The sequence below is a fragment of the Mesorhizobium sp. WSM3860 genome (assembly GCF_002294995.1).
Lineage (GTDB): Bacteria > Pseudomonadota > Alphaproteobacteria > Rhizobiales > Rhizobiaceae > Mesorhizobium.
The window spans coordinates 90,938-115,733 of sequence record NZ_NSGF01000004.1; the positions used below are offsets into that span (position 1 = coordinate 90,938).

20 protein-coding genes are annotated in these 24,796 nt (G+C 63.6%); 14 read left to right on the forward strand and 6 right to left on the reverse strand.

The genetic code is table 11. From position 1 onward, the window contains the following. The first annotated feature begins 2 nt into the window (after window positions 1-2). Entirely contained in the window at window positions 3-1,040 is a 1,038-nt protein-coding gene (locus tag CK220_RS09320; protein WP_095811258.1) for a zinc-binding dehydrogenase, read from the forward strand. Between the two features lie 55 nt (window positions 1,041-1,095). After that, window positions 1,096-1,398 carry a hypothetical protein gene (locus tag CK220_RS31845; protein ID WP_176479037.1) on the forward strand — a complete coding sequence of 101 codons (303 nt, stop codon included), beginning with the start codon at window positions 1,096-1,098 and terminating at the stop codon, window positions 1,396-1,398. 181 nt (window positions 1,399-1,579) lie between these two features. Here the strand turns inward: CK220_RS31845 and CK220_RS09330 are convergent, their stop codons facing one another. The 3 genes from CK220_RS09330 to CK220_RS09340 all read right to left on the reverse strand — a co-directional run bounded on the left by CK220_RS09330 (window position 1,580) and on the right by CK220_RS09340 (window position 6,963). Then, complete coding sequence (locus tag CK220_RS09330) at window positions 1,580-4,711, reverse strand: efflux RND transporter permease subunit (RefSeq protein WP_095811259.1); 3,132 nt, start codon at window positions 4,709-4,711, stop codon at window positions 1,580-1,582. Beyond that, window positions 4,708-5,865 (reverse strand): efflux RND transporter periplasmic adaptor subunit, encoded by a 1,158-nt coding sequence (locus CK220_RS09335; RefSeq protein ID WP_095811260.1) that lies wholly within the window; start codon window positions 5,863-5,865, stop codon window positions 4,708-4,710. Before CK220_RS09335 ends, CK220_RS09330 begins: the two co-directional genes overlap by 4 nt. A 267-nt stretch (window positions 5,866-6,132) precedes the next feature. Beyond that, complete coding sequence (locus CK220_RS09340; RefSeq protein WP_095811471.1) at window positions 6,133-6,963, reverse strand: MurR/RpiR family transcriptional regulator; 831 nt, start codon at window positions 6,961-6,963, stop codon at window positions 6,133-6,135. Between the two features lie 146 nt (window positions 6,964-7,109). On the opposite strand from CK220_RS09340, the gene CK220_RS09345 reads away from it, so the two are divergent. From CK220_RS09345 to CK220_RS09400, 12 genes are all read left to right on the forward strand, one after another. Then, window positions 7,110-7,928, forward strand: coding sequence for an N-formylglutamate amidohydrolase (locus CK220_RS09345; RefSeq protein WP_095811261.1), 819 nt, complete (start codon window positions 7,110-7,112; stop codon window positions 7,926-7,928). A 22-nt stretch (window positions 7,929-7,950) separates the two neighbouring features. After that, complete coding sequence (locus CK220_RS09350; protein WP_095811262.1) at window positions 7,951-9,507, forward strand: amino acid permease; 1,557 nt, start codon at window positions 7,951-7,953, stop codon at window positions 9,505-9,507. An 87-nt stretch (window positions 9,508-9,594) separates the two neighbouring features. After that, the gene (locus tag CK220_RS09355) at window positions 9,595-10,965 is read left to right on the forward strand and encodes a glutamine synthetase family protein (protein WP_095811263.1); all 1,371 of its coding nucleotides are present in this window, start codon (window positions 9,595-9,597) and stop codon (window positions 10,963-10,965) included. A 160-nt stretch (window positions 10,966-11,125) separates the two neighbouring features. Beyond that, window positions 11,126-12,514 carry an aldehyde dehydrogenase family protein gene (locus tag CK220_RS09360; protein ID WP_095811264.1) on the forward strand — a complete coding sequence of 463 codons (1,389 nt, stop codon included), beginning with the start codon at window positions 11,126-11,128 and terminating at the stop codon, window positions 12,512-12,514. Window positions 12,515-12,531: 17 nt separating this feature from the next. Then, window positions 12,532-13,704 (forward strand): iron-containing alcohol dehydrogenase, encoded by a 1,173-nt coding sequence (locus tag CK220_RS09365; RefSeq protein ID WP_095811265.1) that lies wholly within the window; start codon window positions 12,532-12,534, stop codon window positions 13,702-13,704. Between the two features lie 242 nt (window positions 13,705-13,946). Further along, complete coding sequence (locus CK220_RS09370; RefSeq protein WP_095811266.1) at window positions 13,947-15,053, forward strand: ABC transporter substrate-binding protein; 1,107 nt, start codon at window positions 13,947-13,949, stop codon at window positions 15,051-15,053. A gap of 134 nt (window positions 15,054-15,187) precedes the next feature. Continuing rightward, window positions 15,188-16,033, forward strand: coding sequence for an ABC transporter permease subunit (locus tag CK220_RS09375; RefSeq protein WP_176479047.1), 846 nt, complete (start codon window positions 15,188-15,190; stop codon window positions 16,031-16,033). Then, window positions 16,030-16,821, forward strand: a complete 792-nt coding sequence (locus CK220_RS09380) for an ABC transporter permease (RefSeq protein ID WP_095811268.1) — start codon at window positions 16,030-16,032, stop codon at window positions 16,819-16,821. The genes CK220_RS09375 and CK220_RS09380 overlap by 4 nt, the downstream gene beginning before the upstream one ends. 27 nt (window positions 16,822-16,848) lie before the next feature. Further along, window positions 16,849-17,913 carry an ABC transporter ATP-binding protein gene (locus CK220_RS09385; protein ID WP_095811269.1) on the forward strand — a complete coding sequence of 355 codons (1,065 nt, stop codon included), beginning with the start codon at window positions 16,849-16,851 and terminating at the stop codon, window positions 17,911-17,913. A gap of 166 nt (window positions 17,914-18,079) precedes the next feature. Then, a complete protein-coding gene (locus CK220_RS09390) occupies window positions 18,080-19,630 on the forward strand; it encodes a sodium:proton antiporter (RefSeq protein WP_095811270.1) in 1,551 nt (516 codons plus the stop codon). 112 nt (window positions 19,631-19,742) lie between these two features. Beyond that, window positions 19,743-20,660: an endonuclease/exonuclease/phosphatase family protein gene (locus tag CK220_RS09395; RefSeq protein WP_095811271.1), complete on the forward strand. Its 918-nt coding sequence runs from the start codon at window positions 19,743-19,745 to the stop codon at window positions 20,658-20,660. 7 nt (window positions 20,661-20,667) lie between these two features. Next, a complete protein-coding gene (locus CK220_RS09400) occupies window positions 20,668-21,513 on the forward strand; it encodes an EamA family transporter (protein WP_095811272.1) in 846 nt (281 codons plus the stop codon). Here CK220_RS09400 and CK220_RS09405 read toward each other — a convergent pair. The 3 genes from CK220_RS09405 to CK220_RS09415 form a co-directional block, all read right to left on the reverse strand. Next, window positions 21,500-22,735, reverse strand: coding sequence for an MFS transporter (locus tag CK220_RS09405; protein ID WP_210201415.1), 1,236 nt, complete (start codon window positions 22,733-22,735; stop codon window positions 21,500-21,502). The genes CK220_RS09400 and CK220_RS09405 overlap by 14 nt on opposite strands. A 92-nt stretch (window positions 22,736-22,827) precedes the next feature. Continuing rightward, a complete protein-coding gene (locus tag CK220_RS09410) occupies window positions 22,828-23,145 on the reverse strand; it encodes a Dabb family protein (RefSeq protein WP_095811274.1) in 318 nt (105 codons plus the stop codon). A gap of 10 nt (window positions 23,146-23,155) precedes the next feature. Next, window positions 23,156-24,784 carry a GMC family oxidoreductase N-terminal domain-containing protein gene (locus tag CK220_RS09415; RefSeq protein WP_095811275.1) on the reverse strand — a complete coding sequence of 543 codons (1,629 nt, stop codon included), beginning with the start codon at window positions 24,782-24,784 and terminating at the stop codon, window positions 23,156-23,158. Between the last annotated feature and the right edge of the window lie 12 nt (window positions 24,785-24,796).

Here is a 24,796-nt window from a genome sequence, read left to right on the forward strand (position 1 = left end):
CCATGACGCTAACATCGGAAATGCGAGGCCTGCTGCTTGTCGGCGACGGCTACAGCAAAACGCCTTCGGCCGGCGTGCTGGAGGCGATGGAACCTTATTTGAAGCCCGGCAGCGTCGCCGTGCCGGCGCCTGGTCCGACACAAGCGCTGATCAAGGTCAGTCTCGCCTCGATCAACCCATCCGATATCGCCTTCATCACAGGGCAATACGGCCAGCCCCGTGTGCAGGGCCGGCCGGCAGGATTTGAGGGCGTCGGCATCGTGGCCTCCACTGGCGACGATCCATACGCAAAAGGCCTTGCGGGCAAGCGCGTCGCCTTCGCCACCGGCGTGTCGAACTGGGGCGCCTGGGCAGAATACGCGGTTGCCGAGGCTGCGTCCTGCATACCTTTGCTTAACACGGTGCGCGACGAGGACGGCGCGGCGATGATCGTCAATCCGCTGACCGCTTTAGCCATGTTCGACATCGTCAAGCAGGAGGGCGACAAGGCCTTCATCATGACTGCGGGCGCCAGCCAGCTCTGCAAGCTGATCATCGGGCTGGCGAAAGAGGAGGCTTTTCGGCCGATCGTCACCATGCGCCGCGACGAGCAGATCCCGCTGCTGAAAGGGCTGGGCGCCGCCCATGTGCTCAACGAGAAGGCGGCGGATTTCGAGGCTTCGCTGCGCGAGGTGATGAAGGCGGAGCAGCCCCGCATCTTCCTGGACGCAGTCACAGGACCGCTTGCCTCGGTCATCTTCAACGCCATGCCGAAGCGCTCGCGCTGGATCGTCTATGGAAGGCTCGACGCCGAGCCGACTGTCATCCGCGAGCCAGGCCAGCTGATCTTCCAGCACAAGCGCATCGAAGGCTTCTGGCTGGCCGAATGGATGCGGGCGTTTCGCGACCGGCTCGGCCCGGCGGTGCTGGAGGCGCAGAAGAGGTTTTCCGACGGGCGCTGGTCGACGGACGTGACGGCAGTGGTGCCGCTGGACGAGGCGATGGCGCGGCTGCCGGCCGAGCTGGCCAAGCCGAACGGGAAGGTGTTTGTTAAGCCCTGATCAAAATAACTCGAGGTCGCAATCTCGGTGGTTTGTCGGAGTCGTCCTAGTGTCCATGGCAGGTACATTTTGTGCCGAGGCCGCTGACAAGTTTCCGCCCATTTGGCGCAAGTCGATGACCAACGATCCGGGTACGAACTATTTTCTCAACAAATATTCGGCCCCTATGAACGATCCAGCATCGACCGCAATTAGAAATATCATGCTGGCGCGCGTCGTCGCCTCGGAATGCCAGTCATCGCGGCTCAGCAAGGCCAAGGTCAAAGCCTATCGCGATAGCACGCTCGGCTCGCTTTCGTCGGATGCGATGAAAACGTCGGCATTCGCGGCCGGCAGCGAATTGCGACTTCGACTATGAAACGCTCGCGCATCTTTGTGCCGGCATCGATTATCAATTTGGGCCGAAAGGAGTGCTCATAGCGGGTGCCGTTTCATCTGGCAAAGGCGAGCCACGATATTCCTACGATCAGCGCAATCCGTACATTCGACTGCCCGAGTTCACCGGCAAGTAGCTGAGCTGCCCCGCTCGTGCCTGCCCGCTACTCCGCCGGCTCGACATTCGCGTAGGCGGCTTCCTCCAACTCGCGCTTCACGCGGGCTTCCTCATGCGCTTTGGGCGTGACGAAGCGGCCAAGCAAGAGATAGGCGACAGGGGTCAGGAAGAGGGTGGAGACGGTCGCCAGGCCCAGGCCGCCGACGATCACCCAACCGAGCGCCACGCGCGCTTCGGCGCCTGCGCCCGAAGCCAGCACCAGCGGCACGCCGCCGAGCACGGTGCAGATCATCGTCATCATCACCGGGCGAAGGCGAATGGTGGCGGCCTCTTCGATCGCCTCGCGCACGCCAAGCCCGCGGTCGCGCAGCTGGTTGGCGAACTCGACGATCAGGATGCCGTTCTTGGCCATGACACCGACCAGCAGGACTAGGCCGATCTGGCTGTAGGCGTTGAGGCTTGTGCCCGAAAGCAGCAAGGCGAAAATAGCGCAGGCGAGCCCGAGCGGCACCGTCGCCATGATGATGACGGCGCTGACGAAGCTCTCGAACTGGGCAGCCAGCACCAGAAGGATGATGACCAGCGCAAAGCTGAAGACGGCGATCATGGCGCTGTTGCTCTCGCCGAGCGTCGCCGCCTCGGCCAGCGGCACGATCCGCGCGTCCGACGGCAGCAGCGGTGTTGCGATCTCCTCGGCACGGGTCAGCGCATCGCCGAGCGCGAAGCTGCCGCCGAGATTGGCGGTGATCGCCACCGACGGCTGCTGCTGCTCGCGAGTCAGGGACGGCGGCACGGCGCGCTCGGTCAGGGTGGCGATGGTCGACATCGGCACGAAGCGGCCGTCCGAGGTTTTCAGGAAGATATTTTCGAGATCGGTCGGATCGTTGATCGGATTGGTGGTCGAGACCAGCTTTACGCCATAGCTGCGGTCGGCGATGTAAACGTCGACGACATCGTTGCCGTCGAGCATGGCCTGAAGCGTATCGGCGAGCCCGGTGATGTCGATGCCGAGGTCGGAGGCGAGCTCGCGGTCGATGGCAACGGCAAGCTGCGGCTGCGTAAGGTCGACGGAAAGTCGCGGTGCTTGGAAGCGCGGATCCTGCCTCATCTCCTCGACGATCTGCACCGCCGCCGCGCTTAGTGCCTTGCGGTCGTTGCCGACCAGCGCGAATTGCAGGCCGCTGCCGGCACCACGGATGCGAAGGCTGTTGGGCTGAACCGGGAAAACGCGGACGCTTGGCACCTGGTTGGTCAGGCGGCTGATCTCGGCCATGATCTCCTGCTGGCTGCGCGTCCGCTCGGCCCACGGCGCCAGCGTCATCACCATGAAGCCGCTATTGTAGGCGCCGTTGTTGCCGGCATTCGCGAAGGTGCTGCGGATCTCGCCGGAATCGCGCAAAGGCTGGATCAGCCGCTCGATCTTGCGCATCTGCTCGGTCGTGTAGTCGAGGCTCACTCCCTGAGGCGCATTGATACGCAAAAGCACGACGGCGCGGTCTTCGGTCGGCGTCAGCTCCTGGCGTATCGTGCCGAACAAAGCGAAGGCGGTGCCAGCGAAGAGCAAGGCGACGAGCACCACGATCCAGGGCGCGCCGAGGCAGGCATGCAGGCAGCGCTTGTAGAGCCGATGCAATGCGCCGCCGATGCGAGCGCCCACGCCGCTGCCGCCTTCGTGGTGAAGAGAGGCGCTGGTCAGCATGCGCGAGGCGAGCATCGGGCAGAGCGTCAGCGCCACGACGCAGGAGAGCAGCACCGACATCGCTAGCACGAAGCCGAACTCGCGAAAGAGCCCGCCGGTCTGTCCCGGCAGGAACGAGATCGGCACGAAGACGGCGACCAGTGTCAGCGTCGTGGCGACGACGGCGAAGAAGACTTCCTGGGTGCCGAGCACGGCGGCCGCGCGCGGCCCCATGCCCTCGTTGCGGCGGCGCACGATGTTTTCGAGCACGACGATGGCGTCGTCGACGACGAGGCCTGTCGCCAGCACCAGCGCCAGCAGCGTCAGGATGTTGATGGAAAAGCCGGCGAGATAGATCGCCGAGATGGTGCCGATCATGGCGACCGGCATCGACAGACCGGGGATCAGCGTCGCGCGCCAGTCGAGCAGGAAGGCGTAGATGACGATGAGCACGATCGAGACGGAAAGCGCCAGAGCGATCTCGACCTCGTGCACCGCGCCGTTGATGAAGACGGCATCGTCACTGGTGACCTTGATCGACATGCCTTGCGGAAGGTTCGCCTGCAGCTTCTCCACGGCGGCCCTGACGCCGGTCGATATATCGAGCGTGTTCGATTCCGCCTGGCGGATGATGCCGAGGCCGATGCCGGTTTTGCCGTCGGAGCGCAGCGAGGTCTGGCCGATGTCGGGGCCGAGCGTCACGGTGGCGACGTCGCGGATGCGCGTCGCGCCGCCGATGACAATGCTCTCGAATTCCTCCGGCGTGGTCACGTCAGCCGTCGTGCGCACGACGAGGTCCTGGTTTGTGGTGGTGATCGAGCCAGCCGGGGAATCGAAGGCGACGGAGGCGAGCGCCTTGCGCAAATCCGCCACGGTGAAGCCATGGCTTGCCAGCTTGTTTTGGTCGACATCGATGCGGAAGATCTTGTCGCGGTCGCCGGATACCTGGACGTCGGCGACCCCTGGAACGGCGGCGAGCTCGTCCTCGATGCGGTCCTGGACCAGCACCGTCATGTCCTGCACCGACATGGTGTCGGACGTGACCGCCAGCCGCATCACCGGGTCGGAATTGGCGTCGGCCTTGACGATGCGTGGCGCGTCTGCGGTCTCGGGCAGCTGGTTGGTGATCCGGCTGACGGAATCGCGAACATCGGAGGCGGCGACATTGAGATCGACGCCGTCGTTGAACTCGATGGTGACGCGGCTCTGGCCGAAAGATGAAGTCGACGAGATCGACTTGACGCCCGAGACGCGCGCGACGGCGCCCTCGATCGCGTCGGTCAGCTCGCGGTCGACGGTTTCGGCGGCCGCGCCCTCGAAGGTGGTGTTGACGGTGATGACCGGGCGGTCGACATCCGGCAGTTCGCGCACTTCGACGCCCCAGAAGGCGGCAAGCCCGGCGACCGCGATCAAGGTGTTGAGCACGAAGGCCATGACCGGCCTGCGGATGAAGAGCGCGGTCAGGCCCGATCCCGTGGCCAGGTCGCCGGCGGCGCTCATGAGCCTTCGGCCGCGGCGGCGCGGTCCTCGCCGGCGATGCGGACGTCGCCGCCTTCGCTGACGCTCTGCGTGCCTTCGGTCACCACCATATCGCCGCTCTCGACGGGAGCATCGATCAGCACCGTCTCGGTGTTGCGCTGGATGATGCGCACCGGCACGCGCTTTGCCTTGCCGTTTTCAACGGTCCAGATATAGGCGCCGTCGGTGCCCCACTGGATGGCCAATGGGCTGACTGCCGGGTAGGTGTCGCCGGGGAATTTCATGGCGATCTGGAAGGACATGCCGGCGCGCAGCGAATCGGCCGGATTGGCGATCGTCGCCTTGACGAGCAGCGTGCGGCTGTTCTCGTCGATATGGTTGTCGATGGCCGAAACCGTGCCCGTATAGACCTGGTTGGGGTTGGCCAGTGGCGTGGCCGACAATCGCTGCCCGACTTTTACAGCGGCGGCAAAACGCTCCGGCACCCAGAAATCGACCAATATGCTCGAGCGGTCGTCAAGAGTTGCGATCGCGGACTGGCTGGTGACATAGTTGCCGGCGGCGATCGGCAAGATACCGACAGTGCCTTCGATCGGCGCGACGACCGAGCGACGCTCGAGCGCGAGCTCGGCATCACGCAACGCGAGCTTGGCGTTGGCAAGCGCCACCTCGGCATCGGCGACGGCCACTTGCGTGGCGGCATTGGAGGCTCGCAGCGACTTGACCCGGTCGAGCTTCGCCTGGGCATCGTCGAGCGCGACCTTGGCACGGTCGCGCGAAATCACTTCCGTCTCGGAATCGAGCCTGGCGATGACATCGCCTTTTTCGACATGGGTGCCGGACTGCAGCGGCAGTTCGGTAAGGCGGCCGGAAGAATATGGATTGACGGTGACCGTCGCATTGGCGCGGCCGGTCCCGATCGCCTGAAGCCTGTCGTTGATGGTGGCGGTGCCGGCAGGGGAGGCGACAATGGTCACGATCTGGCCGGCGCGGTTGCGACCGGACCGGGCAGAACCGGTCTCGATGCTTCCCGTGGCGGGAGGCGTCGCCGCAATCGCCCAGTCCATACCCCAGCGTGCCAGTACCTCAGGCGCGCCGGGATAGAAGCGCGCCCAGGCGGCCGCGGCCGCAACCACGATCCCAAGCGCAACAACAATCTGTTTCCAGCTCGACATTGACACTCCCAGCGGCAGAAATCGTCCGCCGGTTCCAAGTGGAAGCAGGCTGAGCGACGATACGGCGTGGGGCGAAACCGGCCACGCCACATCATAATATCAGGGGTTTATGGCAATTATCACGCAAACGTGCACATTAAATCTCGGTAACGTGAAGCGGGAGCATCGCTTCGGTCCCATCTTTCGCCGCATTTCGGGGCGGCCGGCCGCCATGCAGTTTGTCGAAACAAATCCAAACCGAAGCCGTTGCACCCTACGTGGAAGTGCCTATCGCAGGCTCTCAAGGTCGCGGATGCGCTTGGCGCCGGCGGCTTCGAGCTGCCTTGTGACCGCCCCGATCAGCGTTTCGGCGACGACAAAGAGGGCGGCGGACGAGTCCCAGGCCGAAGGCACGGCGGTGCGCCCGGCGATCACATGTCGGGCGAAGCGGGCGATCGGCGAGAGCCACTGATCGGTGAACAGCACGATCTGGACGCCGCGCTGGTGCGCCTTCTCGGCAAACCGGAGCAGACTTTCCTGGTAGCGCCTGATGTCGAAGACAACCAGGACGTCGCGCTTGCCCATGTCAATCAGCCGGTCGCGCCAGATGCTCTCCTGGCCGGCGAGGTGGTAGACGTCTGGCTGGATGATGGCGAGATGGGCTGCCATGTAGCGCGCCAGCGGATCGGTGAAGCGGCCGCCGATCAGAAAGGTCTTGCCGCGGCGCTCGGCAAGCCTTGCGGCAATGTCGGCCAACTGCTTGTCGGTAAGGTGCCGGAACGTTTCGCGCATGTTGTCGAGCGTCGCCTCCAGCATCGGCGAAACGGCGCCGCCATTGGCGGGCGACGCCGAGTTGAGCGTGCGAGACGCCGGCGACTGCAATTGCGCGGCCAGTTCATCCTGCAGCGCCGACTGGAATTCGGGATAATTCTGGAAACCCAACCTCGCGACGAAACGCAGAATCGTCGGTGAGGAGACCCCCGCCGCGGTCGAGAACTCGGCCACCGTCTTCAGCCCGGTCAGCGGATAGTTGGCAATCAGCGTCTGCGCGGCGCGGCGCTCGCCTGCCGGCATGGTGCCGATGCGGTCCGAAATCAGTTCGGCAATACTGGAGATCATCGTTTTCCCCACCCTTTGACCCGGTCGCCGCCGTTTTCGGAATTCCGCGTTTGACAAAGCCGCGTAAACTGTATGAAATCATTCATAGGGGCGCAATGAGGCAAATTACGTAACATAAGATACAGCGCTCCCGAGGGGACGGCAGTATGGAGAAAGCACGGCGCGTCAGCCTTGCACCGTCGGAGACCGTAAGGGTGACCAACCCCGGCGGATCGAGCCCCTTCGTCCTCACCTGCGACCATGCCTCGAACTTGGTGCCCCCCGAATTCGGAACGCTCGGGCTGCCTGCCGAGGATCTCTCCCGGCATATCGCCTGGGATCCGGGCGCACTGCCGGTCGCCAGCCGGATGGCCGACGCGCTCGACGCCACGCTGGTCGAAACCCGCATCTCGCGCCTAGTGATCGACTGCAACCGCCCGCTCGACGCGCCTGACCTCGTGCCGCCGGTCAGCGAGACGACAGCCATTCCGGGCAATTCGAGTCTCTCTGACAGGCAGCGCGCGGAGCGGATTGATCTGGCGTGGCGTCCGTTCCATGACACGATCGCCGAGATCATCGAGCAGCGGCTGGCGCTTGGGCAGGAAACGCGGCTGGTGTCGGTGCACTCCTTCACGCCGGTTTACAAGGGCAGGAGCCGGCCCTGGCATATCGGCATCATCCATGACGACGACCGCCGGCTGGCGGCGCCGCTGATATCGGCGCTCAAGCGGCTCTCCGGCGTCACCGTTGGCGTCAACGAACCCTATTCGCCGGCCGACCGCGTCTATTTCACGCTGGAACGGCACGCGCGCTCGCGCGGCCTTGCCTGCGCGATGATCGAAATCCGCAACGACGAGATCTCCGGCGCGACCGGGCAGCGGAAATGGGCGGATCTGCTCACAGGCATATTCTCGAATCTGGAGCCCGAGGAGGCCAGGGGCTCCCGACAACGCGCAATGGGAAAGTCAGTACAGTCGGCCAGCTAAGAAACCACAGGGGACTTCCAACATGGCAGCAAATGACTACACCGAAGTCGACAAGGCTGAGGACGTACAAGTCCTCCACAGCATGGGCTATGCCCAGGAACTGGAGCGGCGCCTCAGCCGCTTCTCGAATTTCGCGGTTTCCTTCTCCATCATCTGCATCCTGTCCGGCGGCATCAACTCGCTGGCGCAGGCGACCTCCGGCGCCGGCGGCATCGGCATCGGCATCGGCTGGCTGGTGGGCTGTTTCGTGTCGCTCACCTTCGCGGTCGCCATGTCGCAGATCAGCTCGGCCTATCCGACGGCCGGCGGCCTCTATCACTGGGGCTCCATCCTCGGCAATCGCGGCACCGGCTGGGTTACCGCCTGGCTCAACCTGCTTGGCCTGATCACCGTGCTCGGTGCCATCAATGTCGGAACGTGGACGTTCTTCATCGGCGCTTTCGGGCCGGCGCTGGGGATTGAAAACAACCTGACCAACCAGACGATCTTCCTGGCCATCATCACCGGCGCGCAGGCGCTGATCAACCATCTCGGCATCAAGCTGACGGCAAAGCTCACCGATTTTTCGGGCTATCTGATCTTCTTCGGCTCGATCCTGATCGCGGTGGTCTGCCTGCTCTCCGCCGAGACCTGGGACTTCAGCCGCCTCTTCACCTTCCACAACTACTCAGGCGATGCCGGAGGCGGCGTGTGGCCGCAGGTCTCGAACGCCTGGATCTTCGCGCTTGGCCTCCTGCTGCCGATCTATACGATCACCGGCTATGACGCCTCGGCGCATACATCGGAGGAAACCATCAAGGCGGCTTCTTCGGTGCCGCGCGCGATGGTCATGTCGGTCATCTGGTCGGCGTTGTTCGGCTACCTGTTCCTGGCTGCCTTCGTGCTGATGATCCCGAACATGGATGAGGCCGCCAAGCAGGGCTGGAACGTGTTCTTCTGGGCCTTCGACCAGCGCGTCGGAACCGGACTGAAGGAGTTCGTCTATCTCGTCGTGTTCCTGGCACAGTTGCTGTGCGGCCTTGCCACCGTCACTTCGGCCTCGCGCATGATCTTCGCCTTCTCGCGTGACGGCGGCCTGCCCGGCTCGGCAGCGCTTTCCAAGGTCAGCCCGACCTATCGCACGCCCGTGGCGGCGATCTGGACTGCCTCGATCCTGTCGGTGCTGTTCGTGTGGGGCTCGTCGGTGGTCTCGGTTGCCGGCACCTCGGCCTACACGATCGTAGTATCCTGCACCGTTATCTTCCTGTTCCTCTCCTTCACCGTGCCGATCGTGCTTGGCATGATGGCCTGGGGGACGCCGAAGTGGGACAAGATGGGCCCGTGGAACCTGGGCCGCGGCATCTTCATGCTGTTCGGTCTTCTCTCGATCGTTTCGATGATCCTGATCTTCGTCATCGGCATCCAGCCGCCGAACGACTGGGCGCTCTACATCACCGTCGGCTTCTTCATCCTGACGGCGATCGTCTGGTTCGCCTTCGAGCGCAACCGCTTCCAGGGGCCGCCTCTCGGCGACATCATCGCGGCGCGCCAGGCGGCGATCAAGGCGGCAGAGCAGGCGGTCGGCGAGACCGGTCACTGACATCGAACATCATGGCCCTGGCCGGCGTCACGCTGGCCAGGGCTTCGTTTCTCCCTTTCAATCGACAAGTGTTGGAGTGCCAAAGGAATGGCCGGGAATTTCTCGTTCGATCAGTTGAAGAAAGCGGTCTCGAGCGGCGAGGTCGACACGGTTCTGGCCTGCATCGTCGACATGCAGGGCCGGCTCGCGGGGAAGCGCTTCCTGGCCCAGTATTTCGTCGATTCCGCGCATGGCGAGACGCATGGCTGCAACTATCTGCTGGCCTGCGACATCGATATGGAGCCGGTGCCGGGCTACAAGGCGGCGAGCTGGTCGAAGGGGTATGGCGACTTCGTCATGAAGCCCGACCTGTCGACGCTGCGGCGCGTCCCATGGCTGGAGAAGACGGCGCTGGTCATCTGCGACGTGCTCGATCATCACGACCATGAGGACCTCGCGCATTCGCCGCGCGCGATCCTGAAGAAGCAGGTCAAGCGGCTGAGCGAGCGCGGCTATATCGGCTATTTCGCCTCCGAGCTCGAATTCTACCTGTTCAGCGAAACCTACGAATCGGCCCGCAAGAAGCAGTGGCAAGGGCTCGACAGCGCTTCGCCCTATATCGGCGACTACCAGATCGGCATCACCACCAAGGAGGAAGGCGTCATGCGCCGGCTCCGCAACGAGATGGAGGCAGCCGGCATCCCGATCGAAAATTCCAAGGGCGAGTGGGGTCCGGGCCAGGAAGAGATCAATGTGCGCTATGCCGAGGCGCTCGAGATGGCGGATCGCCACGTCATCCTGAAGAACGGCGCCAAAGAGATCGCCGATTCCGAAGGCAAGGCGATCTCATTCATGGCCAAGTACAATTACGGGCTCGCCGGCAATTCCAGCCACATCCACAATTCGCTGTGGAGCGCCGACGGCGGGACGCCGCTATTCTTCGACAAAAACGCCGAATGGACGCTGTCGAGCCTCGGCCAGCAATGGGCGGCCGGCCAGCTCAAATACGCCAAGGAGTTCACCTGGTTCTTGGCGCCCTACATCAACTCCTACAAGCGCTTCCAGGCCGGCACCTTCGCGCCGACCAAGATCATGTGGAGCGAGGACAATCGCACGGCGGGCTTCCGGCTGTGCGGCGAGGGCACCAAGGGCATCCGCATGGAATGCCGCATCGGCGGCGCCGACCTCAACCCCTATCTCGCCTTCGCCGCGCTGATCGCGGCCGGGCTTGCCGGCATCGACGAGAAGCTGGAGCTGCAGAAGCCGTTTGTCGGCGACGCCTATCAGGCGTCGCAACTGCCGGAAATCCCGAAGACGCTGCGCGATGCCACGGAGACCCTGGAAGGCTCCACGATGCTGAAGCAAGCCTTCGGCGAGGAGGTGATCGAGCACTATGTCCACACCGCCCGCTGGGAGCAGTTCGAATATGACCGCCGCATCACGGATTGGGAACTGCACCGGGGGTTTGAACGGTACTAGCTAGCCAGCCAAGGGTGTCCGCGCTTGCCTTTACCCTCTTCTGGAACGGGGCGCCTGGACCGCACTTTCTTGCTTCTCCCTGCCATTCGGCGGGAGAAGTGCAGGCGGGCGAAGGTCAAGCTCCAGATGATTTCGATTGTTGTAGAACTGCGAGGAAGAAATGACCGAAACGGTCAAACTCAAATCACCCATCGACGGCTCGATCTATGCCGAGCGGCCGGTCGCGACGGATCAGGCGATCAGCGCGGCGGTCGAGCGCGCCAGGACGGCGCAGGAGAAATGGGCCGAGACACCGGTCGCCAAGCGCGGCAAGTACATGCTGGCGATGCTGGAAACGCTGGTCGGCATGAGCGACGAGATCGTGCCCGAGATCGCCTGGCAGATGGGGCGGCCGGTGCGCTATGGCGGCGAGTTCGGCGGCGTCAAGGAACGCACCAGCTACATGGTCGAGATCGCTGAAGCCGCGCTGAAGCCGATCATGGCCTCCAATCCGAAGGACGGCTTTCGCCGCTATGTCAAGAAGGTGCCGCTCGGCGTCGTGCTGGTGATCGCGCCGTGGAACTATCCCTATCTCACCGCGGTCAACACAATCGTGCCGGCGCTGATGGCCGGAAGTGCGGTCATCCTCAAGCATGCCGCGCAGACGCTGCTGGTCGGCGAGCGCTTCCAGCAGGCGTTCGGCAAGGTGGGCCTGCCGAAAGGTCTGTTCCAGAACCTGGTCATGAACCACGACCAGGCCGAAAGGCTGCTCGGCTCGGGCAAGATCGACCATGTCAACTTCACCGGCTCGGTCGCCGGCGGCCGCGCCATCGAGAAGGCCGCGGCCGGCACCTTCATGACGCTCGGCCTCGAGCTCGGCGGCAAGGACCCGGCCTACGTGCTTCCCGACGCCAAGATGGACCATGCGGTCGCCAATCTGGTCGACGGCGCCTTCTACAATTCCGGCCAATGCTGCTGCGGCATCGAGCGCATTTATGTGCACGAAAAGGTCTATGACGAGTTCGTCGAAGGTTTTGTCGCCGAGACCAGGAACTATGTCGTCGGCAATCCGCTGGAGCAGGCGACGACCATGGGTCCGATGGCGCAGGCACGCTTCGCCGACCTGATCCGCGAGCAGAAGGCAGAGGCGCTGCGCAAGGGCGCCCGGGCGCATATCAACATGAAGGTGGAGAACGACAGGCCGGGCTCGCCTTATCTGGCGCCGGAAGTGCTGACCGGTGTCGACCACCAGATGAGCGTCATGCGCGAGGAAAGTTTCGGCCCGATCGTCGGCATCCTGAAGGTGCGCGACGACGAGGAGGCCATCGCGCTGATGAACGACAGCCCCTATGGGCTGACGGCCTCGATCTGGACGCGCGACAGCGAGCGCGCCGTGGCGATCGGCGACCGTGTCGAGACGGGCACCGTGTTCATGAACCGCTGCGACTATCTCGATCCGGCGCTGGTCTGGACCGGCGTCAAGGACACCGGCAAGGGCGCGGCGCTGTCCGCCATCGGCTACGACAACCTGACGCGGCCGAAATCCTACCACCTGCGTGAAGCCATCTGATTTTTCGAAAGACAAGCATGTCCAAGCTCATCTCCAAATGGAACTATCCCACCACCGTTCGCTTCGGCGCAGGCCGCATCAAGGAGCTGCCGGACGCGATGGCCGCGGCGAGCATCAAGCGGCCGCTCTTCGTCACCGACCCGGGCCTAGCGAAGCTGCCGGTCGTTGCTTCGACGCTGAAGATCCTCGACGATGCCAAGGTGCCTTATGGCGTCTTTTCCGAGGTGAAGCCGAACCCGGTCGAGTCCAACCTGACCGCCGGCATCGCCGTGTTCAAGAAAGGCAAGCATGACGGGGTCATCGCTTTCGGCGGCGGCTCGGCGCTCGACCTCGGCAAGCTGATCGCCTTCCAGGCCGGGCAGACGCGTCCGGTATGGGATTTCGAGGACATCGGCGACTGGTGGACGCGCGCCAACTCGGATGCGATCGCGCCGATCATCGCGGTGCCGACCACGGCCGGCACCGGTTCCGAGGTCGGCCGCGCCGGCGTCATCACCAATGAAGAGACCCACACCAAGAAAGTCATTTTCCATCCGAAGCTTCTGCCGGCGATCGTGATTGCCGATCCGGAGCTCTCGGTCGGCATGCCGCCCTTCATCACGGCCGGCACCGGCATGGACGCTTTAGCCCACTGCCTCGAAGCCTATTGCGCACCGGGCTATCATCCGATGGCCGACGGCATTGCCGTGGAAGGCATCCGGCTGGTGTTCGAGAACCTGCCCAAGGCCTTCACCAACGGCAAGGATCTGGTCGCCCGCGCGAATATGATGAGCGCAGCCGCGATGGGCGCGGCGGCCTTCCAGAAAGGGCTGGGCGCAATCCACTCTCTGTCGCATCCGATCGGCGCGCTCTACGACACCCATCACGGCATGACCAATGCGGTGTTCATGCCCTATGTCCTCGCCTTCAACCGCGACGCAATTGAGGACCGCATCGCGCGGCTCGCGGCCTATTGCGGCATCAAGGGCGGCTTCGAAGGCTTCGCCAAAGCCGTCATCAAACTGCGCAAGGAACTCAAGGTGCCGCATGCGCTGCCCGGCCTGATCAAAGGCCTCGACATGGACAAGAAGCGCAAGGCGCTGATCGCCGATATGGCGGTGGTCGATCCGACCGCCGGCGGCAATCCGGTCAAGCTCACCAAGAAAGGGGCGCTTGCTCTGCTCGAAAATGCCATCGTAGGGTCGGCGTAAGACAATTTTGCAGCGGAAAGTTGATCTGGAAACGAGGGAAAGGAAAGGGCAACGGGCGGAAGGGCAAGGAGGAGAATAATTAGCCGGAAAAAGAATCGCGCAGCGATTGCTACAGCCGGTTAAAGAGAGTTTACTTTTTCGTGCTGCGGGGTGCCGGTTTCACAAAGCTTTCATCTGGCTGTCACACGAAAACGATACCGCATCGCAGACGTCCAATGGCGTCAGTTCAACGGAGAGAACACATGTTCAAATTCACGGGGAAAGTGCTTTCCCTTTCGGCCGCGGCGCTGTTTGCGTCGACGGTGATTTCGTCCGCCGATGCGATGGACGATCTCGTCAAGGCGGCGAAAGCCGAGGGCCAGCTCACCACCATCGCGCTGCCGCATGATTGGTGCGGCTACGGCGACGTCATCGCCGGCTTCAAGGCGAAGTATCCGGAGATCACCGTCAACGAGCTCAACCCGGATGCAGGCTCCGGCGATGAGATCGAGGCGATCAAAGCGAACAAGGACAACAAGGGCCCGCAAGCGCCTGATGTCATCGACGTCGGCCTGTCTTTCGGTCCGTCCGCCAAGACGGACGGCCTGATCCAGCCTTATAAAGTCTCGACCTGGGATTCCATTCCGGACAGCGCCAAGGACGCTGACGGCTACTGGACAGGCGACTATTATGGCGTGCTCTCGTTCCAGGTGAACAAGGATCTGGTCAAGGAATCGCCGGCCGACTGGGCCGACCTGCAGAAGCCTGAATTCGCCAACTCGGTTGCCCTTGCCGGCGATCCGCGCGCTTCGAACCAGGCTATCCAGGCCGTCTACGCCGCCGGCCTTGCCGGTGGCGCCGCCGCTGGCGAAGCTGCAGGCACTGCCGGGCTCGAGTTTTTCAAGAAGCTCAATGCCGCCGGCAACTTCGTGCCGGTCATCGGCAAAACCGCGACGCTCGCCCAGGGCCAGACGCCGATCCTGGTGACCTGGGACTACAACGCGCTCTCCGGTCGCGACACGCTGAAGGGCAATCCCCCGGTTGACGTCATTGTGCCGAAGACCGGCGTCGTCGCCGGCGTTTACGTGCAGGCGATCAGCGCTTACGCTCCGCATCCGAATGCGGCCAAGCTTTGGCTGGAGTATCTCTACTCCGACGAAGGCCAGATCGGCTGGCTGAAGGGCTATTGCCACCCGATCCGCTTCAACGATCTCGCCAAGAACGGCAAGGTTCCGGCGGACATGCTGGCGAAGATGCCTCCGGCCGAGTCCTATGCGGCCGCGGTGTTTCCGACGCTCGATGAACAGGGCAAGGCGAAAGAAGCGATCACCAAGAACTGGGACGCCGTCGTCGGCGCCAATGTGAAGTAAGCATCAATATGTCCGGGCGGCCCGATGGGCCGCCCGGACTCCCTTCCCGAAACGGTAGCCGGCGCATGACCGATCTCTCGGTTTCCAATCAGGCGATTGCGGGCAAGGCCGCTCCCCCCGGCGAAGCGCGCGCGATGCGGCTGCCGACGCAATGGCTTGGCGTAACGCCGTTCTTCGTCTTCGCCGTCATGTTCCTGATCCTGCCCACGCTCTACTTGATGCTGGGCGCCTTCCAGAACGAGGCGGGCGAGTTCACCTTCGCCAACATCGTCGCGCTTTTTTCGGCCAACATCGTTGCCGCCTACTGGATTTCGATAAAGGTCAGCCTTGCGTCATCGCTGATCGGCGCCTTCGCCGGTCTTGCCATCGCCATCGCCATCGTGCGCGGCGGCCTGCCCAACTGGATCCGGTCGGGGACGCTGACGTTTTCCGGTGTCGCGTCCAATTTCGCCGGAGTGCCGCTGGCTTTCGCCTTCATCGCGACGCTCGGCCGGCTGGGCCTCGTTACGGTGCTGCTCAACACGCTGGTAGGGTTCAACATCTATGCGCATGGCTTCAACCTGCTGTCGTTCTGGGGTCTGACGATCACCTATGTCTATTTCCAGATTCCGCTGATGGTGGTCATCATCGTGCCGGCGATCGACGGGCTAAAAAGGGAATGGGGCGAAGCCGCCGCCACGCTCGGCGCCACCCAGGCGCAATACTGGCGCATGGTGGTCATCCCGGTGCTGTGGCCAAGCTTCCTCGGAACGGTGATCCTGCTCTTCGCCAATGCCTTCGGGGCGATCGCCACCGCCTATGCGCTGACCGGATCGTCGCTCAACATCGTGCCGATCCTGCTCTACGCCCAGATCCGCGGCGACGTGTTGCACAATGCCCATCTCGGTTACGCGATCGCCTTCGGCATGATCGTCATCACCGGGCTTGCCAACATCTTCTACATCTGGTTCCGGACGCGCTCGGAGAGGTGGCTGAAATGAAATCCGGCAGGTTCTGGGCCTGGGTCGTCTTCGTCCTCGGCGCGGCGTATTTCTTCATCCCGCTGATCGCGACGATCGAGTTCTCGCTGCGTATGCGCCGCGGCGTCTATTCCCTGGACGCCTACAAGGTCGTGCTCGGCGACAGCCAGTTCCAGGCGACCTTCATGTTTTCGGTGATCGTCGCCGTCTTCACCATTCTCCTCGGCGTGCTGATCGTCGTGCCTACGGCCTACTGGATCCGTCTTCGCATGCCGCAGATCAGGCCGATCGTCGAGTTCATCACGCTGTTGCCGCTGGTGATCCCGGCCATCGTCATCGTCTTCGGCTATATCAGGATGTATGGCTCGAATTCGCCGCTGCCGTTTCTGGCGACGAACACCGGCGCCAATGCCCTGCTGGTCATCGGCTATGCAACGCTTGCGCTGCCATACATGTACCGCGCCGTCGACACCGGGCTTCGCACCATCGACGTGCGCACGTTGACGGAAGCGGCGCAGATCCTGGGCGCTGGCTGGGGCACGATCATAAGCCGCGTGATCCTGCCCAATGTGCTGATCGCGGTGCTGTCGGGCGCGTTCCTGACCTTCGCCATCGTTATCGGCGAATTCACTATGGCCAGCCTCCTCAACCGACCCGCATTCGGCCCGTATTTGCAGAACCTTGTGGCCAACCGCGCCTATGAGCCGGCGGCGCTGTCGATCATCGCGTTCGTCATAACCTGGGGCTGCATGTCGCTGATCCAGATCTTGTCCCGTTTCGCGCCGAAATCGGCGAACCGCCCCAACTGAGCGAAGTACCGACCGAAAGAAAAAGCCATGGCCGAGCCGTTCCTCTCCATCCAGCATGTGCGAAAGTCCTTCGGCGCCACAACCGTGGTCGAGGATTTCAACCTCGATGTCGCGCCGGGCGAATTCGTCTCGTTCCTCGGTCCGTCCGGCTGCGGCAAGACGACGGTGTTGCGCATGGTGGCCGGCTTCGAGGAGCCGTCGGCCGGCAAGATCGTGGTCAGCGGCAAGGACATCACCAGGCTGAAGCCCAACCAGCGCAATGTCGGCATGGTGTTCCAGGCCTATGCGCTGTTTCCGAACCTGACTGTGGCGCAGAATATCGGGTTCGGACTGAAGGTGGCGGGCATGCCCAAGGCGGCCATCGATTCCCGTGTCGCGGAGATGCTCGGCATCATCAGGCTGCCGCAGATGGCCGACCGCTATCCCTACCAGCTCTCTGGCGGCCAGCAGCAGCGTATCGCGCTGGCGCGCGCCATTGCGCCGAAGCCGAAGCTCCTGTTGCTCGACGAGCCGCTGTCTGCGCTGGACGCCAAAGTGCGCATTTCGTTGCGCGAGGAAATCCGTTCGATCCAGAAGAAGCTCGGCATCACCACCATCTTCGTCACGCACGACCAGGAAGAGGCGCTGTCGATCTCCGACCGCATCGCGGTCATGTATGGCGGCAAGGCAGAGCAGGTCGGCACGCCGTTCGAGATCTACAATCGGCCGGCGACCAAGTTCGTTGCCAATTTCGTCGGCACGCTCAACGTGCTGGAAGGCAAGGTCACCGACGCCGCCTCCGGCAAGGTGCAGGTCAACACGCAGGAAGTCTCGCTGAAGGGCAAGCTCAACGGTTCGAAGTCCGGCGACACGCTGTCGCTGGCGCTGCGGCCCGAAGCGATTTCGCTCGGACGCCAGCCCGGCCACGACACCAGCCTTTCGGGCGAGATCGCCGAAGTGCATTTCCTCGGCTCGGTCATTCGGGTGCGCGTCGGCATCGGCGGCAACACGGTCTCGCTCGACACCTTCAACAATTCGGCGACGCCGCCGCCCGTCGTCGGCGAGAAGGCGGACATCTCGTTCTCGTCGGGCGACATGCTGGTGCTGCACTAGGGAAATGGTGAATAGTGAATAGTGAATGGCAGTGAGCGAAGAGAGCACTTTACGTGCTACAATTCATCTGGTTGTAGCATTCACCATTCACCATTCACCATTCACCATTCACCATTCACCATTCACTTTTTTTGCCATGCGTAGGGCTTCGCCGCTACGATGAGGCATGGCGCTTTTCGAGCTGACCCTCATCCTGCTTCTGATCGCTGTCGGGCTGACCGCGTTGTCGCGATGGCTGGGGATACCTTATCCCTCCCTGCTGGCCTTGGCCGGGGTGGGGATCGCCTTTCTGCCAGGTGCGCCGACCATCGAGATCGATCCGGAACTGGCGCTTGCCCTGTTCATCGCGCCGGTGCTTCTCGATGCCGCCTATGATACGTCGCTGCGCGACCTGAAGCGGTACCGGCTGTCGCTGGTGCTCTTGGCGCTCGGCGCCGTCGTCTTCACCACCGTGGTCGTCGCCTTCGTCGGCTGGAAGATGGCCGGTCTGCCGATCGCCGCGGCGATCGCGCTCGGCGCCATCGTTGCGCCGCCGGATGCCGTGGCGGCAAGCGCCGTGCTCGGCCAGTTCAAGGTGCCGCACCGCCTTACCGCCATCCTGCAAGGGGAGAGCCTGCTCAACGACGCCACGGCGCTTCTGATCTACCGCATCGCCGTTTCGGCCGCGATGGGCTCGGTGATGCTGAGCGATGCGGTGCCGGTCATCCTTTTGTCGACGGTCGGCAGCGTCGCCGCCGGCTATCTGTTCGGCCGCGTCTCGCTGCTGACGCTGACGCGGATCGAGGATGCGGCAAGCAGCACCGTGGTCCAGTTTGCCGGAACCTTCGCCGTCTGGATCATCGCCGACAGGGTCGGCCTTTCCGCCATCATCACCATCGTCGTCTATGCCATCACCATTGCGCGTACCGCGCCGCGCCGCATGTCGGCCAGACGCCGCGTCAGCACCTACTCGGTCTGGGAGTCGGCAGTGTTCGTGCTCAACGTGCTGGCTTTCGTGCTGATGGGCCTGCAGGCCCGGTCGATTGTCGGCAGGCTCTCCGGCGATGGGCAAGGCGATGCATTTGTCTTCGCCGCAACGGTGCTGGCCGTCGTCATCGTGGCACGCCTCGTCTGGGTGTTGGGTTACGTCGCGATCATACGGCGGTTCGCCCGCTTCGACGGCAAAGAGCAAAGGCAGGATGCGCCGACATTCGGGGGCGCCGTGCTTGTCGGTTGGTGCGGCATGCGCGGGCTGGTGAGCCTGGTGGTGGCCATTGCATTGCCGGCCAATTTCCCTGGCCGGGACCCGATCGTGCTTGCCGCCTTCGCGGTCGTGCTCGGCACGCTGGTGCTGCAAGGCATGAGCTTGAAGCCGCTGCTGCGCTGGCTCAATTTCGAAGAGGATACGACGATAGATCGCGAAGTGGCGCAGGCACGCGTTGCCATCATGGAAGCCGCGCTCGACGTCCTGAGCCGCAAGACGTCTGCCGCTGCCGACGTCGTGCGCGAGCAATACGAGGCTCAACGCAAGATCGCCGAGAATCCTGAGGATGCGCAGGCGGCCACCGAATACGACCGGCTGCGTCTCTATGCCATCAAGCGGCAGCGCGATAGGCTCGAAGAATTGCGCCGCGACGGCACGATCGGCGACGAAGCCTATCACCGTCTGGAAGAAGAAATCGACTGGGCCGAGCTGGCAGCATCGCCGGCGGGGCGGTTCCAGTCGCTCACGACCTAGACGATGCCAGGTTCGGCGGTCGTGACTGGACCATTCCGCACGTCGATGGCGTCCATTGCAACGCGATGGCCGAGGCGCTAGTGCCGTGGCCGGATATTCAGCCGGTTAATCGATGAAGCTGGTCAGCTACAACATCCAGTACGGCTACGGCAGCGACGGCCGCTACGAACTGGCGCGCGCCGCGCGCCTTGTCGACGGCGCCGACATCATCGCCCTGCAGGAAGTGGAGCGGCACTGGCAGCGCAGCAACGGCGACGACCAGCCGGAAATCCTGTCCAGGCTGCTGCCCGACTATCACTGGGTCTACGGTCCGGCCTTCGACATGGATGCCAGCGAAAGGCGGGACGGCCGTGTCGTGAACCGCCGGCGGCAGTTCGGCACGATGCTTCTGTCGAAGCTGCCAATCGTCTGGTCGCGGCTGCATGCGCTGCCGCTCCGGCGCACGCTCAAGCCCCTCAACACGCGCAACGCCGCACTGGAGTGCACGGTCCGCACGCCGGCGGGATCCGTGCGGGTTTTCTCGCTGCATCTTGCCCATATCGCGGCCGAAGAGCGGCTGGAGCAGATCGACTATCTGCTCGCCGAACATCGCCGCGCGCCGTCCGATGGCGGTCCCTGGAGCGGCGACGACGATGAGCCGCAGCGCAACTGGGCGAATGGCGAGCCGGAGCCGGAAAACCCGCTGGCGGCGATCTGGCTCGGCGATTTCAACATGGAGCCAGGAAGTGCGGAATACCGGCGCATCGTCGGCAGCACGCCCTATCATCGCGGCGCCGTCTATATCGATGGGTTCGTCGATGCCGCAGCCGTCGCCAGCGAGCCGGTTGCGGACTTCCATACACATGAAAAGATGATCGAGGGCAGGCTGGCGAAACGCCGGCTCGATCATTGCTTCGTCGGCGGCATGCTGGCCGGGCGGGTGCGTTCGGTGAGCGCCGATATCGGCGAAGTGGCTTCCGACCATTTCCCGCTCAGGGTCGATATCGATCTGGAGACGCCAGACATCGCCTCTGGGCTTGCAGGCGGGTGAGGCGGGCATGACGCCTTTCGTCTTCCTCGCGGTGCTGTCGGCGGCCGCCATGCATGCGATCTGGAACGCGCTGGTCAAGGTGCATCTCGACCGCTTCCTGTCGATCACCTTGATGACGCTCGGCATGGGGGCAGCGGCGCTGCTGGCCCTGCCTTTCGTTGAAGTGCCGAAAGCCGAGGTCTGGCCATTCATCCTCGCCTCGGTTTTCTTCCATATGGGCTACCGGACGTTTCTGATCGGCGCTTACAAGGCTGGCGATTTCGCTCAGACCTATCCGCTGGCGCGCGGTACCGCGCCGCTGCTCTCCGCGCTCGGCGGCATCGTTCTGCTCGGAGAGATACCGGCGCCACTCTCCATCTTCGGCATCGTGCTTCTGTCGGCAGGCACGCTGGTCATGTCGTTTCGCGGCGGCGTGCATCTTGAACGATTCAATCTGCGCGCCGTCAGCTTCGCGCTCGGCACCTCGATCTTCGTCGCCAGCTACACGCTCTCCGACGGCAGCGGTGCGCGGCTGGCGGCAACCGCGCAAAGCTATGCGGCCTGGCTGTTCGTCTGCGATGCGCTCTGGGCGCTGGTGCTGTGCATCGCCTTTCGCGGGCCGCAGTCGCTGCCCCTACTGGCGCGCGACTGGAAGGCGGGCCTCTTCACCGGCGTGCTCAGCGGTGCTGCCTACTGGATCGTGATGTGGGCGATGACCAAGGCGCCGATCGCCTCGGTCGCGTCGCTGCGCGAGACCTCGATCCTGTTCGCCATGCTGATCTCGGTGCTGGCGCTGGGCGAGAAGATGACGGCATGGCGCGCCGCCGCGGCGCTGGGCATCGTCGCGGGCGTGGTGGCGCTCAGACTGGGCTGACTTCCCGGTCGATCACGGTCATGACCTCGCCACGCTTCTCGGGGCTGAAGCGGATGACGACGATGATGCAGACGGCGACCACGCCGGCAAACAATGCCAGCGCATAGCCATAGCTGCCTCCCGGCGCTTCGGCGATGCCAGCCTGATACGGACCGCCATAGGAGGCCGCCAGATTGCCGGCCTGGTAGATGAAGCCAGGCAAGGTCGCCCGCACGGAGCCCGGCGATAGCTCGTTGAGATGCACCGGAATGACGCCCCAGGCGCCTTGCACCGCCACCTGCATGATGAAGGCGCCGAGCGCCAGCATGAAGGGCGTCGTCGTATAGGCCCAGAGCGGAATCGCCGGCAGGGCAATGACGCAAGCGAGCGTGATCGCGTTTATGCGCCCGATCTTCTCCGACAGCGCGCCGAAAGCCAGGCCGCCGACAATGGCGCCGATATTGGCGACGATGGTGATCCAGCTCACCGTGTGCGGATCGAAGCCGTGCTGCTTCTTCAGGAAGGTCGGGTAGAGGTCCTGCGTGCCATGGCTGAAGAAGTTGAAGAACATCATCAGCACCACGGCATAGGCCGCGATGCCCCAGTGCTTCTGCAGTGTTTCGAGGAGGCCTGGCCGCGCCTGCGCCCGGCCTGAGACGAAGGCGGGCGATTCCGGCACATGCGAGCGGATGAAAAGCACGATCAGCGCTGGCACGAAGCTCAGCAGGAACATGGCGCGCCAGCCGAAGGTGAAGTCGCCGATCTTCTGGCCGTAGAGCAGCCCATAGACCACTGCCGCCAGCAGATATCCCGCCGGATAGCCGCATTGCAGTATGCCCGAAACCATGCCGCGGGCGCGGGGCGGAATGGATTCCATGGCGAGCGAGCTGCCAAGGCCCCATTCACCGCCCATCGCGATGCCGAACAGCGCGCGCAGGGCCAGGAATATGCCGAGATTGGGCGAGAAGGCCGCCAGTGCCCCGATCACCGAATAGCTGACGATGTTGAGCATCAGCAGCGGTTTGCGCCCATATTTGTCGGCAAGCATGCCGAACAAGAACGCGCCGATGAATCGCGTGGCCAAGGTCAGGAACAGCGCCTTGGAGACCGCCGGGACATCGGTGTGGAATTCAGCGGCGATATCGGTGAGCAGGAATGTCAGAAGGAAGAAATCAAAAGCGTCGAGCGTCCAGCCCAGGAAAGATGCAAGTACGGTTTTCTTCTGCTCCGAGGTGAGACTCAAATCGCTGCTCCTTTGCATCCGCGAAAGGAACGATATGTTCCATGCGGTGCAAAAGAGAACGGGTCTTTTGCCGGTTTTCGATCAACCGGCGGTCACATTTCCGTAAACTCCAAGTCGAGGACCATCAGCCCCTCGGTGCCGCCTTCGAGCGCGGCCACCAGGCGAGCGCCGGCGCGCTGATGCGCCTCGTGCGCCAGATAGGCGTCGCGGGCTGCGGCATTGCGGAAATCGATAGTAAAGCCATGGCTGAAACCGCGCGCGAACGGCTCGGGGCTGACATTGGCGCTGAAATGGACCTTGTCCATGCCGTCGATGGCCGAGCGCAGCGCTTCGAGATCAGCGTGAATCGCGGCGCGCTCGGCGGCGGAGATGCCGTCGCCGAAGCGGACAAAGACGCAGTGGCGGATCATTGTTCTTCCCTCAAGCCGCCTTATTGCCCTTGAACACGGCCGGCGGCAGCGGCTCGCGTCCGAGGATCAGATCGGCGCCCTTCTCGCCGACCATGATCGTCGGCGCATTGGTGTTGGAGGAGGGGACACGCGGCATCACCGACGCGTCGCAGACCCGCAGGCCATCGATGCCGCGCAGCCTGAGATCGGGCGTCACCACAGCCATCTCGTCATGGCCCATGCGGCAGGTGCCGACGGGATGGTGATCGGTCTTGGACGAGCGGCAGGCATAGTCGAAGAGGTCGGCGTCGCTTTGCAGGGCAGGGCCGGGCAGCACCTCGCGCTGCACAAAAGGCTGCAGCGCCTTCTGCCCCATGATCTCGCGCGCCAGCCTGAGCCCCTTGATCGACATGTCGCGATCGTAGGAATCGGACCAGTAGTTCGGGTCGATCAGCGGATGATCGGCGGGATCGGCGCTCTTCAATCGCACCGTGCCGCGCGAGCGCGGGCGCAGGAAGGCGGAGTTGAGCGTCACGCCGGGATTATTCAGCTTCTCGACGCCCGCCTCGATGCCGGAGCCGAGGCCGAGATGGAACTGGATGTCGGGCGAGGCGGCGGTCGGATCGGCGTACCAGAAGCCGCCGGTCTCGAACAGGCTGGAGGCGACCGGGCCCTTCTTCAAAAGCAGATATTGCAGGCCGGCCCACATCGTGCGGTGCAGCTTGGCATAGTTGTCATAGGTGTGGTCGCCGGTGCATTCGGCGATCACGAACAGGTCGAGATGATCCTGCATGTTGGAGCCGACGCCGGGCAGGTCGTGGACCGGCGTGACGCCGACCGACTTCAGATGATCGGCCGGGCCGATGCCCGACTGCATCAAAAGCTTCGGCGAGCCGATGGCGCCGGAGGAGACGATCACCTCGCGTTCGGCGCGCAGGATCGTCTTCTCTCCGCCCGGCTTGTCGACGATCTCGACGCCGACGGCGCGGCCCTTCTCGACGACGATGCGGGTGACGAGCACATCGGTCCTGACCGTCAGGTTCTTGCGGGCGCGGATAGGCTTCAGATAGGCGACCGAGGCGGAGGAGCGCCGCGCGTCCTTCTGGGTGAGCTGGTAATAGCCGACGCCTGCCTGGCTGGCGCCGTTGAAATCCGGATTGAAGGGGATTCCCATCTCCTGGGCGGCGCGGAAATAGGCCTCGCAGATCGGCAGCGGCGCGATCGGGTTGGAAACGCCGAGCGGCCCCTGGTCGCCGTGATAGTCGTTAGCGAAGCGCTGGTTGTTCTCGGCGCGCTTGAAATAGGGCAGCACATCGCGATAGCCCCAGCCGGCCAAGCCCTCTTCCTTCTCCCAGGCGTCATAGTCGCGTGCGTTGCCGCGCGTGTAGATCTGGGCGTTGATCGACGAGCCGCCGCCGACAACCTTCGCTTGGGTGTACCAGAAGACGCGGTCCTTCATGTGCTTCTGCGCCACCGTCGACCAGCCCCAGGAGACGATGCCCTTGGTCATCTTGGCGAAACCTGCCGGCATGTGGATCAGCGGATGCCAATCCTTGCCGCCGGCTTCGAGCAGCAGGACCGAATTGGTCGGCTCCTCGCTCAGTCGGTTGGCCAGCACGCAACCGGCCGGTCCGGCGCCAACGATGATGTAGTCAGCCATGGTTCCACTCAC